The organism is Phyllobacterium sp. CL33Tsu, assembly GCF_900113985.1.
Lineage (GTDB): Bacteria > Pseudomonadota > Alphaproteobacteria > Rhizobiales > Rhizobiaceae > Phyllobacterium > Phyllobacterium pellucidum.
Genome location: NZ_FORJ01000002.1, coordinates 123,870 through 139,863 on the forward strand (window position 1 = coordinate 123,870; position 15,994 = coordinate 139,863).

General features: G+C 57.5%; 14 protein-coding genes and 2 tRNA genes. 8 read left to right on the forward strand and 8 right to left on the reverse strand.

Translation table 11 applies throughout. The features are described 5' to 3' along the window. The first annotated feature begins 284 nt into the window (after positions 1-284). Complete coding sequence (locus BM074_RS10225; protein WP_091921759.1) at positions 285-1,460, forward strand: effector-associated domain EAD1-containing protein; 1,176 nt, start codon at positions 285-287, stop codon at positions 1,458-1,460. A 146-nt stretch (positions 1,461-1,606) separates the two neighbouring features. Here the strand turns inward: BM074_RS10225 and BM074_RS10230 are convergent. Continuing rightward, positions 1,607-1,680, reverse strand: a tRNA-Cys gene (locus BM074_RS10230). A gap of 724 nt (positions 1,681-2,404) precedes the next feature. Continuing rightward, positions 2,405-2,656: a hypothetical protein gene (locus tag BM074_RS10240; protein WP_091922409.1), complete on the reverse strand. Its 252-nt coding sequence runs from the start codon at positions 2,654-2,656 to the stop codon at positions 2,405-2,407. A 234-nt stretch (positions 2,657-2,890) separates the two neighbouring features. Between BM074_RS10240 and BM074_RS10245 the strand changes: the two genes are divergently transcribed. After that, positions 2,891-2,965 (forward strand) — tRNA-Asn (locus BM074_RS10245). A 108-nt stretch (positions 2,966-3,073) separates the two neighbouring features. On the opposite strand, the gene BM074_RS10250 is transcribed toward BM074_RS10245, so the two are convergent. Beyond that, complete coding sequence (locus tag BM074_RS10250; protein WP_091921763.1) at positions 3,074-3,790, reverse strand: DNA helicase; 717 nt, start codon at positions 3,788-3,790, stop codon at positions 3,074-3,076. Between the two features lie 266 nt (positions 3,791-4,056). On the opposite strand from BM074_RS10250, the gene BM074_RS10255 reads away from it, so the two are divergent. The 3 genes from BM074_RS10255 to BM074_RS10265 all read left to right on the forward strand — a co-directional run bounded on the left by BM074_RS10255 (position 4,057) and on the right by BM074_RS10265 (position 6,524). Further along, on the forward strand, positions 4,057-4,365 hold the full coding sequence (locus tag BM074_RS10255) for a DUF6665 family protein (protein ID WP_091921765.1): 309 nt from the start codon (positions 4,057-4,059) through the stop codon (positions 4,363-4,365). Positions 4,366-4,533: 168 nt separating this feature from the next. After that, the gene (locus BM074_RS10260) at positions 4,534-6,042 is read left to right on the forward strand and encodes an NAD(P)H-hydrate dehydratase (RefSeq protein ID WP_091921767.1); all 1,509 of its coding nucleotides are present in this window, start codon (positions 4,534-4,536) and stop codon (positions 6,040-6,042) included. 77 nt (positions 6,043-6,119) lie between these two features. After that, entirely contained in the window at positions 6,120-6,524 is a 405-nt protein-coding gene (locus BM074_RS10265) for a hypothetical protein (RefSeq protein WP_091921769.1), read from the forward strand. A 741-nt stretch (positions 6,525-7,265) separates the two neighbouring features. Here BM074_RS10265 and BM074_RS10270 read toward each other — a convergent pair. From BM074_RS10270 to BM074_RS10285, 4 genes are all read right to left on the reverse strand, one after another. Further along, a complete protein-coding gene (locus tag BM074_RS10270) occupies positions 7,266-8,198 on the reverse strand; it encodes a Csu type fimbrial protein (protein WP_175498973.1) in 933 nt (310 codons plus the stop codon). A gap of 49 nt (positions 8,199-8,247) precedes the next feature. After that, complete coding sequence (locus BM074_RS10275; RefSeq protein ID WP_091921773.1) at positions 8,248-10,695, reverse strand: fimbria/pilus outer membrane usher protein; 2,448 nt, start codon at positions 10,693-10,695, stop codon at positions 8,248-8,250. Further along, positions 10,670-11,338: a fimbrial biogenesis chaperone gene (locus BM074_RS10280; RefSeq protein ID WP_175498975.1), complete on the reverse strand. Its 669-nt coding sequence runs from the start codon at positions 11,336-11,338 to the stop codon at positions 10,670-10,672. Before BM074_RS10280 ends, BM074_RS10275 begins: the two co-directional genes overlap by 26 nt. Positions 11,339-11,543: 205 nt before the next feature. Beyond that, positions 11,544-12,089 (reverse strand): Csu type fimbrial protein, encoded by a 546-nt coding sequence (locus BM074_RS10285; RefSeq protein ID WP_027231530.1) that lies wholly within the window; start codon positions 12,087-12,089, stop codon positions 11,544-11,546. A gap of 533 nt (positions 12,090-12,622) precedes the next feature. Between BM074_RS10285 and BM074_RS10290 the strand changes: the two genes are divergently transcribed. Together BM074_RS10290 and BM074_RS10295 are read left to right on the forward strand one after the other, a co-directional pair. Beyond that, on the forward strand, positions 12,623-13,870 hold the full coding sequence (locus tag BM074_RS10290) for an SAM-dependent methyltransferase (protein WP_091921777.1): 1,248 nt from the start codon (positions 12,623-12,625) through the stop codon (positions 13,868-13,870). Positions 13,871-13,881: 11 nt separating this feature from the next. Continuing rightward, on the forward strand, positions 13,882-14,229 hold the full coding sequence (locus tag BM074_RS10295) for an MmcQ/YjbR family DNA-binding protein (RefSeq protein ID WP_244532807.1): 348 nt from the start codon (positions 13,882-13,884) through the stop codon (positions 14,227-14,229). Here the strand turns inward: BM074_RS10295 and BM074_RS10300 are convergent. After that, a complete protein-coding gene (locus BM074_RS10300; RefSeq protein ID WP_027231533.1) occupies positions 14,226-14,717 on the reverse strand; it encodes an Lrp/AsnC family transcriptional regulator in 492 nt (163 codons plus the stop codon). The genes BM074_RS10295 and BM074_RS10300 overlap by 4 nt on opposite strands. Before the next feature lie 151 nt (positions 14,718-14,868). Between BM074_RS10300 and ald the strand changes: the two genes are divergently transcribed. Continuing rightward, complete coding sequence (ald, locus tag BM074_RS10305; RefSeq protein ID WP_091921779.1) at positions 14,869-15,984, forward strand: alanine dehydrogenase; 1,116 nt, start codon at positions 14,869-14,871, stop codon at positions 15,982-15,984. The last annotated feature ends 10 nt before the right edge of the window (positions 15,985-15,994 follow it).

Consider the following 15,994-nt stretch of genomic DNA (forward strand, 5'->3'; position numbering starts at 1 on the left):
ATCGAATAGTTCAATGCCCTCGGCATCGAACGCTGCAACCCCAATCAACCCCTCCAACAATACGGAACGCTGATTGGTTTCGCAGAGCATAGCCAACAGTTGAGCCATTTCCTATTCTATTGTGCGCAGGCTAAATACTTCTCCACAATCGTATTGCTACTGGCGAGCCTTATGATGGCGATGAATTGCGGCACGACGTCTGCGTCTCCGGCTGTGTTACGCAAAAAGCCGGCTCCGCAACGCTCGTGCAATCGAGTATATTGAGCGGAAGGGGGCGCGAACACGTGTTCAAGTGGCGTCGATCAGTCTGGATTAGCGTAGGCGTCATCTCGCTACTTGCGGTAGCCACGGCCTTCACTGTCTTGAGTTTCCGGTATGATGGGGCCGAAGGCCAAAAAGTAACGCTCAATCGCGATAAGATAGCACCAACCGATACTGGCACGACGTTCCCTAACGCTGACGGCGCGTTCGGTGATGTGAATGCGAAACCGCCTCCGGACGCCTATCCTGCCAAAGGTTCCGGGCAGGTAAGCACCCGCCTGGACGAACGAGGCAAAACCCTCAAGGCCCTCCCCGTCGGCAAGATTGTCTTGATTGCTCCCGGAGAAATGACGGTCCAGGAAACGCGGACGGTGAGTGCTCGCGTCGGAGTCAAGATTTCTGACGAGGTTCTCATGGGAACGGTGACCCACGATGACCAGACTTCGTTAAAGACGTTGCATGTTTCGACAGAAATGGAAGCTCAGCTGGAGGGCAGCTCATTCCGTATCGTACCGATCAGCGAGCGGATTCAGCCAATTGCCGAAGGGGATTTTCCTACCGTTTGGAAATGGCAGGTAACGGCGCTTAACGAGGGAGATCAAATTCTCGAAGCTACTCTTTATGCGCTCATTCCTGACGGAGATTCTACAGCACGCCTGCGTATCGACAGCTATTTCGGAGAAGTCTCCGTCAAGGTGAAGCCTGCGTCCTGGGGCGAGGTGTTTATCAAGACGCTGATTCCGCTCCTGGCGTCGCTTATAGTGATCGGCGGGATAGTAATCTTCGTCGCACGCGTGCGACGGCGCAATGCACCCTTGTTATCGCAAGGCGGGGCGGCGTCCTTCGTCAAACGTTCACAAACAGTCAGCGACCCGATCCCCATCGACTATACGACGGTCAATTGGGACGATATCTCCGGCAAACAGCAGAAAGTCCTGCGAGAATCGATTGTGCGCACGTTTCCTAAGGCCGCGGATTTCGACTTGTTCCTCGCAAACGAACTCAACAAAGGGCCGATTGGACTGAAAGTCAGTGATGGCGGATTTGAGCAACAGGTCCATGACTATCTGCTTTATGTCCAAGCCGAGGGATGGACCCTCGATCTGGTTCGAGCCCTTCAGGAGAAGCGCTTTCCGAGCACCAGGCATCTCGTCGAGCAAATTCGAGCGACTGCAAGCATCGACGCTCGACTCAATTGACGAAGCCACAGACCTGATGATGCTTGAGGGAAATGATCGGCTGAACGGATGCCAAGCCACATCCTATAGGTGAAGTGGTGGCCCATGCTGCCACGCCCGACAAAAAATCAAGCAATGTCAAACAGTTGGAGCGGAGCCAGAAGAGTTGGAGGCCTCGCCCGGAATCGAACCGGGATACAAGGATTTGCAGTCCTCTGCGTAACCACTCCGCCACGAGGCCTCAACTGCAATCGAAGCACGGAATAACCCGTTGAAACTCCGGTGCTGTTCTCTATGAGACCGAAATCGCTCCGTCAAGCCATTCCGAAGAAATTCCTCGTCCCATTCCGAACGGGCGTTCTCGCATCGTTCCTGATTGGTTAATTTCTGTTCTACGCTGCATCTTCCGCGGTATGAAGCCCCCAATACAGGCCGCCGGCCCCGGGATGCTCTAGGTATTTCAGTGTTGTCTCGCTGTCCGGTCTGCCGAGTCTTAGAAACGCTGGCAGATCCTCCCTAAGCATCCCACAAGATTGTCGCACACATCCGTACCGGGGTCGCCGTATGTGGTGGGTATGGATTCGAAGATTACCGCGAACCAAGTCTTTCTCGGCAGCACTTGCTCCCAATATGGAGAAAAGCTTGGCCATAGGCCCTTTATGCCCCGCTGGGAAATTGTCTGGACTGATCTGCCAGTCGCAAAACTGGGCCCCTTTTTGCGCTTGCAAGTTCTGAAATAGCAACGCGTGCATTCTGCAAATGAAATGAAAAAAGGTAAACGACGTAAGCCGCCTCGCCACACCTCGAAACGAACAGTCATCAGCGCGATGTGCCTCGTCACGACTTTTGGGTATGTCGTCAGCATCGCTCGCATCAAGAGAACCGCGACCCCGATCAACGCGATTTCTGGAACGTCAATTATCACGGGGACGATTTGACCAAATACCCAATTCATGCGGAAGGCATCACGTGCCCGAGCCGTCTTTCTTGTTCGCGACATTCCCCTTCCAGCGGCGTCCGAGCTTTACCTCCAACTGACGCCGCTTGCGCCGCACCAGGGCAGAATCATGCGACAGCACGACGAGGCCGAGCGGAATCATCCAGAACCCGAGAACCGGGAGAAAACCCAATGTACCGCCAGCGACAAGCGCACCACCGAGCGTGCGACGCATTGCCACCGATTGCGGCATGGGTACGTGGCGGCCGAGAATGCGCATATGCCGGCGCTTGACCCGGGCCTTGTGCGTCTCTTCGGCGTGCTCCTTGTTGTCTTCCGGGCGCTCAGCCAAAACTTTTCCCATCATCTGGACGTGTTTCGACCGGATGTAAGAAGCCGGGCCGGCCATGTCATCCTTCTGTTATGCACATTTGCGGAAAAAAAATCGAAATGGTCCTTTGCAAAAGCGAAACCCTTTTGCTATAGGCCACATCGCTGATGACTGAGTAGCTGTTCCCCGGTAGCTCAGCGGTAGAGCAACCGGCTGTTAACCGGTTGGTCGCTGGTTCGAATCCGGCCCGGGGAGCCACTTCCAAGCACAATCCCAGACTTTTATTGCAGTTTTTTGAAGGCCGACAAGCTTCGGACTTACGTGTCGGCCCATATTCATGAGTTTACCGGCCTGCGGCATCGGCGTTCACTCATTTATGGTCTGGAACCGCACCGCGCCATTGCTCAAAAACACTGCCTTGTCGAATAAGGCGAGATCGAGCGGATTGGGCAATCGAATATCTCGCAGATCGGGACAGGGTTTCAACGATGGATCGTATGACCGGTCGATCTGCGAAATGAAGACGATGATCAGCCCTCGTTGCCGTGCAAACCCTCGCAGCGCTTGCACCTGTGTCGTCAGATCCGGTCTGTCGCGCTTTTGATCGAGAATCTGCAGATAATCGATGACGGCCAATGTCCCATTTGGGGCCTCTGCCAGTCGCTCGATGATGTAATCGGCGCAGATGGCATTGGAGTGGTCCAGTTCGAAACTTTGATCAAATAGCGTGGGATTGCCTCCGATGGCGCGCAAGCGATCGACGACGTCCTTTGCCGTGTATTCGAGCGTAAAGAACGCGCTGCGACGACCTGCCTTCATCGCTTGAACGGCCAGCCTGAGACCCATCAGCGTCTTGCCCTGGCCGGGCCGCGCGCCGATCAGTACGAGGTCGCCCGGAAGCAATCGGGAAAACAACTCGCTGGCCGGCAAGCCTGCAGGCGCTGTGGCTGCGAGCAAGCTCCAGCTCGTAAAGCCTTCCCTCGCTGCGATCTGATCGAGGGCCTTGTGCAGGGGAATGCCGAGTTCGCATGCGAGGTTTTTGGCCTGGCGCTTCAAATGGAAAACGGGTGCCGACAATTTCATCTAAATAACCTCCTATTGCGAGCGTATGCTGCAGTCCCTCCTTATGCGTCGTGCTCGAACAGTCGGTTTCAAAAATCTTCACCCTGCATGAATGATGCTTTCCCGAATGGAGGGGGGAGGCATGGGCTTTGCCGGAGCCGATTCGTAGCCGATTCTGCGTGGCAGCGGCAAGCCGTGCGGGGTGAACAATGCACCCTTGCGATGTGGCGGCTCGTATGCTCGAATTATGATCGTCGCCTTTCGATGATCCTTATACCGAGCTGCCCATGTCGTTTCGACCGCCACAAAACACTTCATCCGGTCTCGATCGCGGAGCGCCGCCGAGCGCGATCGACATGGAAATCATGGCTGAAATGGCAGCGGCGCTGGGCCGCGCGGGACAGAAAGTCGAACAGGCGCTGGAGCAACTGAACGCGGCCTCGGATACTGAACGCGCGGCGCGCCTGAAGGCAGCGGCGAAAGCAGTGCACGCCTATTTCATCCAGCGCGAACTTTGCGGGCTGCGCAGACATGACGACGCGATAAACCACTATGGTATCCCGCGCGCGGTGCTGGTGCGGCTGGGCGCCGACTGAGCTTTATAGACCAGCAAATACGCCTGGCGCTGCCGCCTGTTGAACTTTGCCGGCCTTGCCGCGTTTGAAGGCTGCGGAGCGTACTTCCAACACCGGCTTCGCTTGAACCGGCTTCATTTCGCCGGGATTTGTTCTAGTCTCGAGCGAAATGTTCAAGGGAAAGCGCGAATGGCATATGAGATTTTGATGCCGGCCGAAATGAGCGAGGCCGACCGGCTCACCATCGCTGCCGGACCGGGAGACGGGTACACGCTGATGCTCCGTGCCGGCGAAGGCATCGCAAGCCATCTCCTTGCCCATCATGGCGATGCGCCAGCGTTTCACGTTCTTTGCGGGCCCGGCAATAATGGCGGCGACGGTTACGTGATTGCCCGCGCGCTTAACGACAGCGGCGCCAGCGCCTTCGTCTGGTCGGACGGCGCGCCCAAGGCCGGCACCGATGCCGCCCGCGCACTTGCGGACTGCCCGCTACGTCCGCGTTCAATCGAAGGCTTCGCGCCCCAGCCCGGCTCAGTCGTCGTCGATGCCTTGTTTGGCGCCGGGCTGGACCGGCCGGTCACCGGCAAGGCTGCCGAGGCGATCGAGCGCGCCAACCAGGAGCCGGTGCGCCGGATTGCCGTCGATGTGCCTTCGGGGCTCGATGGCGCCACCGGCCTGCCGCTCGGCACTGTCTTCCAGGCCGATAGCACGATCACGTTCTTCAGAAAGAAGCCGGCGCATTTGCTCTATCCGGGCCGCGCGCTGTGCGGCGATCTTATCGTCCACAATATTGGCATCAGGGATGAGGTGCTCGCCGCGATCTCGTCACGTTGCTTCGAAAACGCGCCCGGCTTGTGGCGGGACCAACTCCCCTCGCCTGATGTCGACACCCACAAGTACCGTCGCGGTCACGTCGCCGTATTCTCGGGCGGCGCCACGTCAACGGGGGCGGCGCGCCTGTCGGCGATGGCTGCCGCCCGCAGCGGCGCGGGCGCGGTCACGGTCCTTTCTCCAGGTGAGGCACTTGCGGCCAACGCAGCGCATCTGACATCTATCATGCTCAGCCGGTGCGACCATGGACAGGACCTCGCCGACTTTATCGAAGCGCGCCAGCCAACCGCCTTCGTCATCGGGCCCGGTTTCGGTATTGGCGAAAAGACGCGCGCCCTTGCGCTTGAGCTCCTTGACAAGGCGCCCGGACACTTCGTCTTCGATGCCGATACGATCACATCGTTCAAGGACAAGCCGGATATGCTGTTTGCCGCGACCCGGCGCCTGCCGGAAGTGCGCCTGGTACTTACGCCGCACGAAGGCGAATTCAAGCGCCTCTTCCCTGATCTCGATGCGGAGGCCATGCCCTCAAAGCTGGAGTGGGCACGCGCTGCAGCTGCGCGCGCCAACGCGATCATTATCTATAAGGGCGCCGATACCGTCATTGCAGCGCCAGACGGGCGCGCCGTCATCAACAGCAACGGCACGCCCCTTTTGGCGACCGCAGGGTCGGGCGATGTGCTTGCGGGGCTCAACGCAGGATTGATGGCGCAGGGCATGGCGCCGTTTGCGGCAGCCTGCGCGGCGGTTCATATCCACGGCGCGGCGGCCCATGCACTTGGCTTTGGGCTGATTGCCGAAGACCTGCCACGGGCAGCCGGAAGAGTTTTAGCCGCCCTGATGGAAACCGCAGAGGAGAGCAAATAACCGAGCCCGAGGCGCCGATCCCGGTGCGCCTGACAGGAATGCCACGCCACTCAAGGCGTCAATTACGGAGTTACAGTATGAAACCTTCACTGCTGCTGACAGCCCCTCTCCTCTTCGCCGCTTTGACCGGTTGCGCGGGGATCGACTACGCAAAATCCAACTATGGCGGCCTGCCGCAGCAACAATTTACGGCGAGCAACGGCCAGTCATTCCAGATCATCGACAATCCGCAGCGCAACCGCTTGATGATTGGACCGGGCGGCGGTGGAGCGACGCAAGGCTTCGTCAAGGGCCTCGCCGGCGGTCTGGTGGCGACGCCACCGGTAGTCTACCGCGACGCGGCCGAGCAGTTCCTGCGCAGCACCGGGCGAAACTGTACGGCTCGGGACGTGACCGCGATCATGGATCCGCGCTATGAAGTTCGCTACACCTGCATGGGCGGGAGAACCAACCAGGATCGATTGTTGGGACCGGCCCAATAGTTCGATAGCCGCATTAACCCGGTCTTTACCTTGATCGTTCACCTTGTTCCCGAGCGCGAAAAGGTGTTGCGTACGCGCTTCCCGTTTTAATCGATGCACGTCATCATTCTGTCGTAATAACAGGGTAGTGAACGTTCTCAAGCGAACAGCTTATCTTCGTCTTTGACCACGGATGTACTGGCACTGATGTAGAGGTAAGTTTAGGAAGGTCGGGTCGCTCCCGGCCTTTTGCTTTTGTGGATTTGCGTCGAATATTTGGATTACGTGAACCGAATTCGTTGGCGGCCCAGCGCTGGGCCGCTAAACGATTTCTCGTTGTGACGGCGAGGCATTCCGGAACCTGCCACTGCGGCACAGCGGTAGGGGGCTTGCCACGTCATCAAGCTCATCGCTTGCTACCCGCTTCCCTTTGGTCTCACCGTCGCGCCGAAACCCGCGTCAAGCTCATCGCTCTCTGCCGTTTCGCCTCAATCTTCCTGCCGCGCCGAAACCCGCGTCAAGCTCATCGCTCTCTGCCGTTTCGCCTCAATCTTCCTGCCGCGCCGAAACCCGCGTCCAGTTCATCACGTGCTGCTGGACTAAACGTTTTCTCCTCGCCACGGCGAGGTCATCCCGAAGCGGCTCAAGTCAGCAGCCGGATGGCGGCTTGCCGCGTCAAGCTCATCGCTCTCTGCCGTTTCGCCTCAATCTTCCTGCCGCGCCGAAACCCGCGTCAAGCTCATCGCCCGCTGCTGCCAGCAGCTAGAATTCGATCGTCACCAGCACCGTGTCGGAATACTTTCCAGCCGGCTTTTTGTTTAGCGGTTCAGTGATTCTGCCGTACACGGGGACCTTTATTGGAAAGCCGGTGCCGGTCCCCTTTTCAGGGTCGGTTTCTCGCCACGGTACGCCGGCGGAAGCATCCTTGTAAAGTTCATAGCCGACAGAGGTCTCCATCTCGCCTCCCATGTACATTTTACGGACCTTCGGACTTCTCGACTTACCATTGTCGACCGTGATCGTGTAGTTGGCTTCGGGCGAGCACCGGACGTTCAGCGCGGTCGAGGCCCGCATATTTTTCCAATCCGTGACAGGCGTGACAACACCGAAATCGAGATCACCCATGACGTTCAGCTTGCAGCTCGGCTTGATTTCGACGCTAAGTGGACGCGTCGTCGCCATACGAATCATTTGTGGGGGTACTGATGCCGAGCACGAGGGATTAGACCCCTTGCTCAACACGCCATACCAGACATCGACTTGGAGATCTGTTTTATAGATACCTGCCTTGACCCAACGACCAGGTGGAATTTTCACGGTCCAATAATCGAACATGTATTCAATTGTACCCTTCGTGCCCGGCACGTCGTAGCGGTAGGTGTCGTAGCCGCCCTTGGCGGCGGACTGGCCGTGGGTCAAGACGTCGAACGCGAGTTTGTCACCGTTTTCGGATCTCAGGGTCTGGTCGTCGGTATCAGCCAGGGTGATGCATGCATAAAAAATCGAACCGACATTCGCCCCTGTCACATTGCAGGAGATACTTACCGGGGGAAAGGTCACAATGGCCGCCTCGCCGCTCATGGCCTCGAGTTCTATTGTATCCATCCGATTTGTGCACGTCGCGGATGCGTTGGCTGCAGCCGGAACCACCCACATTCCCAGGAGGAAAAAGAGGCAAACCAATAGCATTTTCATAAAACAGGTCTCCTCGGACTGCTTCCTTTGCCCTCCAGACGACGGCGCTTTATTGGCATCGAACACCTCCGATATGCACCTGTTGCCCTGGTGTCGGACGGTATTCAAACTCTGCCGCGCACACTGCCCCATCCGCCATATGAATGGACGCAGCGTTATTGGCCTTGAGCCCCTTGATGAAAGCCTGTCCGTCATAACCGACGACAAAGGCATCTTCTACTCCGTTGAGACTGCCGGCCAACCCGGCTTCCAGCGGCTCGCCCGCCGCGTCGACGAAGGAAATGACAGCCGCTTCGGGGTCTTCCTTGACGCCGAAATCGACGACGACCCCGCTTTGCTGCGCCGGCACGACGATAGTGCGCGTCGAATCGATCGCAGCATCGACCGGAAGATTGGTCGTATCGATATCGATACGGTTTTCTTCGTAGGAATTCAGGTTTGGAACTATGATGCGGCCGGACTTGTTCGTGCGTCCGATCACCCGATTGTCCGAGCGAACCTCGACGTCCGGCGCGCCAACCTTGACCACGGCAAAGGCATCGTCGAGACGATTGGTGGCGAAAACTCCGCCGCCCGCGACAGCGATCGCACCATCAACCCAGAGATTGCCCTGTGCGGTATCGTCGTACTGATTCACCTGACCTTCGATTCGCGCATATTTCGATCGATAACTTGCCGATGCCGACCGATTTGCCGCCTCGCCCTCGCGGTCCCTGAGGCTCCAGCCGTAGCTGCCCTCTTGCTGCGTCTCCTGTTTCGTCAGGGCCGTCGTTACCGCCAGCCCGTCAGGAGATTGCTCGAGGCCCGTGTTGAGACCGATGCCATTGTCGAACGGGATCGACAGGCCGGCGAAAATACCGAAACTGTCGCTGTCGTTCAGGTCGGTGAAGGCCGAAGCATAGAAAGAAGTGCTTTTGAACATCGCTTGGCTGTAGGAAATCCCGGCAATACTGCTTTTCTCGCCCGTATCAGTCTCGATATGCGTGAAGGACAAGTTGAGGCTTGCCCGTTCGATCGGCGTCGGCACGCTTAAGGAAGCCTGGATGGTCCGGCGCGGTACGCGCGGGCTGTAGATTTGCGTGTAACCGGTAAATATGTAGCCGTTGCTGCTTAAATCGACGCCGTCATCGGCTGAGATCGAAGCAATGTCGTCATAGCTTCCAAAGGTCTGCTGGACGCTGCCATAAAGCCCGTATGAACCAATATCGAATTGCAGCCCACCATTGAGGAGCATGCCTGTGCCATCCTCGTACTGGCTACCGGCAGCCGCCAAGGAAAGCGCACCAAAGCTTCCTACCAAAAACACAGCGCCGGCGCCACCATTGATCAGACCCGCTCCGCCCTCGACATGGGATTGGAGCGTAAGTCTGTCCGTGGCGCCGTAGCGCGCCGTCGCGCTTCCGACCGGATCGCCGAAATAGTCGTTCGATTCGGTACCGAAGTTACGCCGGGGAAAACCCCCTTCGACCGAGAAGTCGACGAGACCTTGTTTCAGCATGTCGACGGTGCTGTAGAATGGCAGAGATGTCCGGGTTTCACGTCCAAGCGTGTCACGCACCACGACCTGCGCGTCGCCATTTCCCGTATATGCCGGAAGGTTGGTCAGACTGAAGGGGCCTGCGGGTACGTCCATCGAAAACGTCTTGGCGTTGCGCGTGTAGACTTCGAGTGTCGATGGAACGGCCGCCGAGCCGGTGAACCCCGGCATGGGCAAAGTCACCAGATCCGAACGCAGGCGGAAGTTTCGCGACACCTGCATGCCACCGAGATAGACGGGGCGTGTCCACGAAAGACCGCCCGACACGAAGTCGCCAACCTTGTAGGTGACGAGGCGGTTCTGGTCCGAATAACTCCAGAGCGTATTTAGGCGCTCGACGCCGCCAAGCTCGCCATCGGACAGGCTGGCGGTAAAAGACTGGCTGAGCGTGCCGTAGCGACTGAATATGCGCCCGTCAAAGCCGCCGGAGACGCCGCGAAACGCATCGAACGAACCATCGAGCATGTTGTCGGTGCTCGAGAACAACGAATAGTTGAGGACAGCTCCCGTACTCGCCGTCGCAGGCTGCCGCTTTTCTGTCGGATTGACGTCGATGACTTTTGGCAAACGCGCAGAATCCGCCGCCTCGATGTAAACCATCTGCGTCTCGCTCACGACGTGATAGGAAACGCCGATGAGTTCGTTCAGATTGACTAAATCGTCCGGCCTCGTGCCGTTCGGCGGACGCAAGCCAAGTTCCTTGAGTTCTTTGGCCCTGGCACTGAGATGGCCGTCCCGCGCCTGCTCGAAAGCGCCGAGCAAACCGGTGGAAACGTCGTTGATAAAGACTTCGAGTTGCAGTTCCTGGGTCGCTTGCGATTGCAGGATTCCCGGTTGCAGACCGGTTGCAGCAGGGATGACCGGCGTCGCCCCTTGCGTCGACTGCTGAGCAGAGGCAATGGCATCAAATACAAGTGTTCCGGCTATCGCAAAGCTAGTTACGTATAGGAACCGTCGCATCGATTGCGCCCCTATCGCTTTGAGCCCGGATCTGCAAGTTGCCCTGCAGCGGACCCTTCACCAGCCCCAACGCGAAGTCGGCGGTAGACCCGCCCTGCACGTAGCCGACAAGGCCCGACTTGCTGGCAACCACGCGGCCGCCCGAGAGAATCTTAAGATCGGAGATGCGTGCGGTGATATCGCCGGCATTGGAGCCAGTCACGACCAGGCCCCTAAGGGTCTGTTTCACGCTCCAGCTTAGCTTGGCGTCAAGCGCATCCTTGTTGTGAAAAAAGACGGGAACCGAGAAACGCAGCGAAAAACCAACCGTACCGGCCTTGGCTTTCCTCGGGTCGGGAATCTCGTCGATCAGGATACGGTAGCGCTCTTCGCCGATGACGGGCGCTTTGCTGACCCGAACAACGCGAAGGACGTATTGCCCCCCTGCGGGCACTTTAGCGGCCGGAGGACTGGCAACCACATCCGGTGTCGGGTCAAGCTTCTCGACACCGTTGACGGTCGACCAGCGGAACACCCGGACCTGAATATTGACCGGCTCATCGTCGCCGTTGGTCAGCGTAAGCTTGCTTGCGACCTGCGGAGAAGAAATATCGAGCTTTATGGGCATGACCGTCAGCGACGACGCCGCGGCCCATGTTGACATCGACAACCACAGACAAACGACGCTGATCAAAGAAAAGAATGGCAGCTTATACCGCAACATCAATAAAAATAACCTACAAATGCAATGTATTAAATGCGTTGTATTAAACGCGTTCTTCAGTAATCTGAAATACTGCAGCGACTGAGATATAGACCGAACAGAACGATGCGAGCAGGAAGAGAATTCCCCCTGCCCGCTTACGAGATTAGTAGGTCAGAACGATCTGTACCGTATCGGTATAGACGCCTACCGGTTTGCTGGTTATGTCGCTCTTCTTGACCACACCATAGATCGTCACTTCCTGCGGCGTATCATTGGTCAGGTTGTTGATAGTGAGCGGACCACCGGACCCGGTGCCGGCAAGACCCCAGGCATCACCGTAGTAGCCATTCTTGTAGAGCGAATAAGGAACCTTGTTGGTGCCGCTCTGCACATTGCGCTGGTTTCCGTCCGCGTGGAGACCGTAGCCAAGCCCGAGCGTCGGAGCAACGGCAGCAGGGCCCGTTGCCGGCTTGTAGCCACTGCAGGATACGCTGACGCGAGCAGAACGCTGAATGTCGTTTGTCGGCGTTCCGGCAACCTGGCCGAAATCGAGCGTCGCGCCCTCGAGCAGATTTGCGGTACAACCGGATTGGATTTCAAGCCGAACATTGAGTTCCGAAGTCTGGCTGGCAGCAAGCGCCGAGCCGGCCGACGAAGTGGCTGCGACCACGAATAGGGCAGCAGCGAGGCGTAGTGTTTTAGTGCTCATTGGTGGTGTCCTCAAATCAGATTCGTATGAAAAATTTTGACCCCTATTAATTGGGGTAGTTAAATTACCGTTTACGTGAGTACGGCAATAGTTTTGTCATAATTTTATTTGAAGCGACTAAAATTAAGAAATTAACGACAAACTGGATGAATATATTAGTTCAGATGATCAGTTCAGAGCTTTATTGCAAAATATTATGATACTTTAGTCTAATATCAACAACAACCAATCGCGTTTTGTTTCATTTTTACTATTGAGATGATCTATTCGAACGCAAGCGAACGTTCATATGTCGGCTAAAAGACGCTCGAATGACGTCAATTGCCGTCGAATACTTGTGGCCCATCGCCTTTATGCTCAAAGGCGCCAATCCCTTGCTCGCGCGAGTTGATATTGGCGCTTTAGAAACACGAGTAGCTTGCGAACTACATTCACACGCGCGATCACTCGCTTGCGTTTTAGAACCACTGGATGCAACTTAAACGTTTGATAACATGGGCCAACAATAGTCCGCCAATTGGAAGATCGACGGCATGAAGCAAACATCTATCGCCAACCCCGATGCCAAGTGGCTCACGCCTGAAAATGTCGGCGCCATGATGAAGGGGCTCCCTCTCAAGGCTCAGGCTGCACTTCGCGCTGCGGTTCATCTGCCCCGCGGAACGCTGGCGATCACAACCCCCAATGGCCAATTGTTCAAGGTTGGCGGCCGGCAGGCCGGGCCAAATGCGTCGGTCATTCTTCACAATTGGAACCTGCCGGGCCGCGCCTTCTCGGGCGGTACGATAGGCCTTGCGGAGTCCTACATGGACGGCGATTGGGAGAGCCCCGATGTCGCGACCTTCCTCGAACTCTTCGTCGTCAATGAAGAGGTCGGCGAAAACCTTGCCGGCGGCTCGAATTTCATGCTCAACACGGTGCAGCGGCTACGGCACTGGCTCAATGACAATACCCGCAGCCGTTCGCGCAAGAATATCTCGGCGCATTACGACCTCGGCAACGCCTTCTATCGCGAATGGCTCGATCCAACGATGACCTATTCGTCGGCCCTGTTTGCGGAAAACGCCACCGACCTCGAAAGCGCCCAGAATGCCAAGTATCGCGCCCTCGCCCGCAATATCGGCATTACCCCCGGCAGCAGGGTGCTGGAAATCGGCTGTGGCTGGGGCGGATTTGCCGAATTTGCCGCGCGCGAGATCGGCGCGCATGTGACCGGGCTCACGATCAGCCGTGAACAATATGAGTACGCGCGCCAGCGCATCGAACGGGCAAAGCTTTCCGGCAAGGTCAACATCAAGTTCCAGGATTACCGTGACGAGACCGGCAAATACGACCATGTCGCGTCGATCGAGATGTTCGAGGCGGTAGGCGAAAAATATTGGCCGGTATTCTTCGGTAAGGTGAAGGACTGTTTGAAGCCGGGCGGCAGCGCCGGCCTGCAGATCATCACCATCAACGACAAATCGTTCGATCGCTACCGCAGGCGGCCGGATTTCATCCAGCGCTATGTTTTTCCGGGCGGCATGTTGCCGACGCCTGAACGGCTGAAGCGGCTCGGCAAGGATTTTGGCCTCGACCTTTACCGCGAGCACGTGTTCCCGCAGGACTATGCGCGAACGCTCGCCGAATGGCGCCAGCGCTTCTGGGACTCGTGGGACCGCCTGCGTCACCTTGGTTTCGACGGCCGTTTCAAGAAACTCTGGGAGTTCTACCTGTTCTATTGCGAGGCCGGCTTCCGCTCCGAATACATCGACGTGCGCCAGGTCTTCTACAAGTCATGACTGAGAGCGGCTTGGATAAGGCGTTCGAACGCATCTGGAACGTGGCGAATGGGCTAGGATTGCCCGAACTCGCTGAGAGCACCACGCATGGAACACCTTCCCTGAAAGTAAAGACGTCGTTCATCGGTCGACTCAAGGATGCCGACACCTTCGCCATCCACTGTCCGCTCGAGGAAAAGCCGCTCCTTATGGAGAGTGTCCCTGAAATCTACTTCGAAACCGACCACTATAAAGGCTGGCCCTATATCCTGATGCGTCTCGGCCGTATTTCGGATGCGGAACTTGGCCATCGAATCAAATTGGCCTGGCATGCCAAGGCGCCTGCCAAGCTCCGTAAAGCTGTAGAAGCAAAGCCTTAGCGCTCGCCTGTCATTTCGATCAGCGCGGTCTCGACCCCGAGCCCGGTCCGGTCCGCGACTTCGCGCAGCGCAAAGGACGAATTTATCTTCGTTACATGCGGCATCGCCGAAAGCCAGAATTTGTGGATACGCTCGTAGTCCTCGAGATCTTTCGCGGCGATCCGCAGCAGATAGTCATATTCGCCCGACATCAGATAGCAGACAAGAACATTGGGGCAGCGTTTCACCGCGGTTTCGAACTCCCGCAATTGCTTGTCTGCCTGCCCAGACAGCGAAATATTGACGATGACGATGACCGGATGCCCGAGCATCTTGTTGGAGAGCCGTGCGTGATAGCCGCGGATGACGCCGGATTTCTCCAGAAGGTCGAGCCGGCGCGAGCAGGCCGATTGCGACAGGCCGACCTTCTCCGCCAGCGTCGCATTCGACATGCGTCCATCCTTCTGCAAGCTGTCGAGAATCGCGATATCGATCCTGTCCAATGTCATTCTTCGCGCTTTCCGCTTTCAATTGCCGATCTTGCGCAAGAATATTCGAAATTTTGCCTTCCGTCGAGCCGTCTTGGCAAGGACATGCGACAGGATTCGTGATGAAATATTTGCCTCAAAAGGGAACTCAAAAACACTAACAGGAGGCGTTATGCGCATTGGCTGCCCGAAGGAAATCAAAAACCATGAATATCGCGTCGGTCTCACTCCGGGGGCCGTACGCGAATACATCGCTCATGGCCACACGGTCATCGTCCAGTCCGGAGCTGGCATTGGAATAGGCGCCGACGACGGGGCCTACCAGGCGGCAGGCGCGAAGATCGCCAAGACTGCCGAAGAAGTCTTTCAGCAATCCGACATGATCGTGAAAGTGAAAGAGCCGCAGCCCTCCGAGTGGGCGCAGCTGCGCGAGGGTCAGCTTCTCTACACATATTTGCATCTCGCTCCCGATCCGGAACAGACCAAGGGTCTCCTCGCATCCGGTGTGACGGCGATAGCCTATGAGACCGTTACGGATGATCGCGGCGGCCTGCCGCTGCTCGCGCCAATGTCGGAGGTCGCCGGCCGTCTTGCGATACAGGCGGGTGCAACGGCCCTGCAGAAGGCCAATGGCGGCCGCGGCGTTCTTCTAGGCGGCGTGCCGGGGGTTCTTCCGGGCAAAGTAACGATCATCGGCGGCGGCGTCGTCGGCATCAACGCGGCCATGATGGCGACAGGTCTTGGCGCTGATGTCACGATTCTCGACCGCTCCATTCCGCGTTTGCGCCAGCTCGACGACCTTTTCCGCGGCCGTATCCACACGCGCTATTCGACTATCGAAGCCCTCGACGAAGAGGTCTTCTCAGCGGACATCGTTGTCGGCGCCGTGCTCATTCCGGGCGCCGCAGCGCCGAAGCTCGTCACCCGCGAAATGCTGTCAGGCATGAAAAAGGGTGCTGTCATTGTCGATGTCGCCATCGACCAGGGCGGCTGCTTCGAGACATCACATGCGACCACCCATTCCGAGCCGACATATGAGGTCGACGGGATCATCCACTATTGCGTCGCCAACATGCCGGGAGCCGTGCCGGTCACTTCGGCCCATGCGCTGAACAATGCGACACTGCAATATGGCCTGCAGCTGGCCGACCGTGGCGTCAAGGCGCTGGTCGACAACCCGCATCTGCGCAATGGCCTCAACGTCCACAAGGGGCGGATCACCAACCAGGCCGTTGCCGAAGCGCTTGGCCTGGAGATGGTCGAAGCCAAGGCCGCCATCGCGGCCTGACGCATCGCTG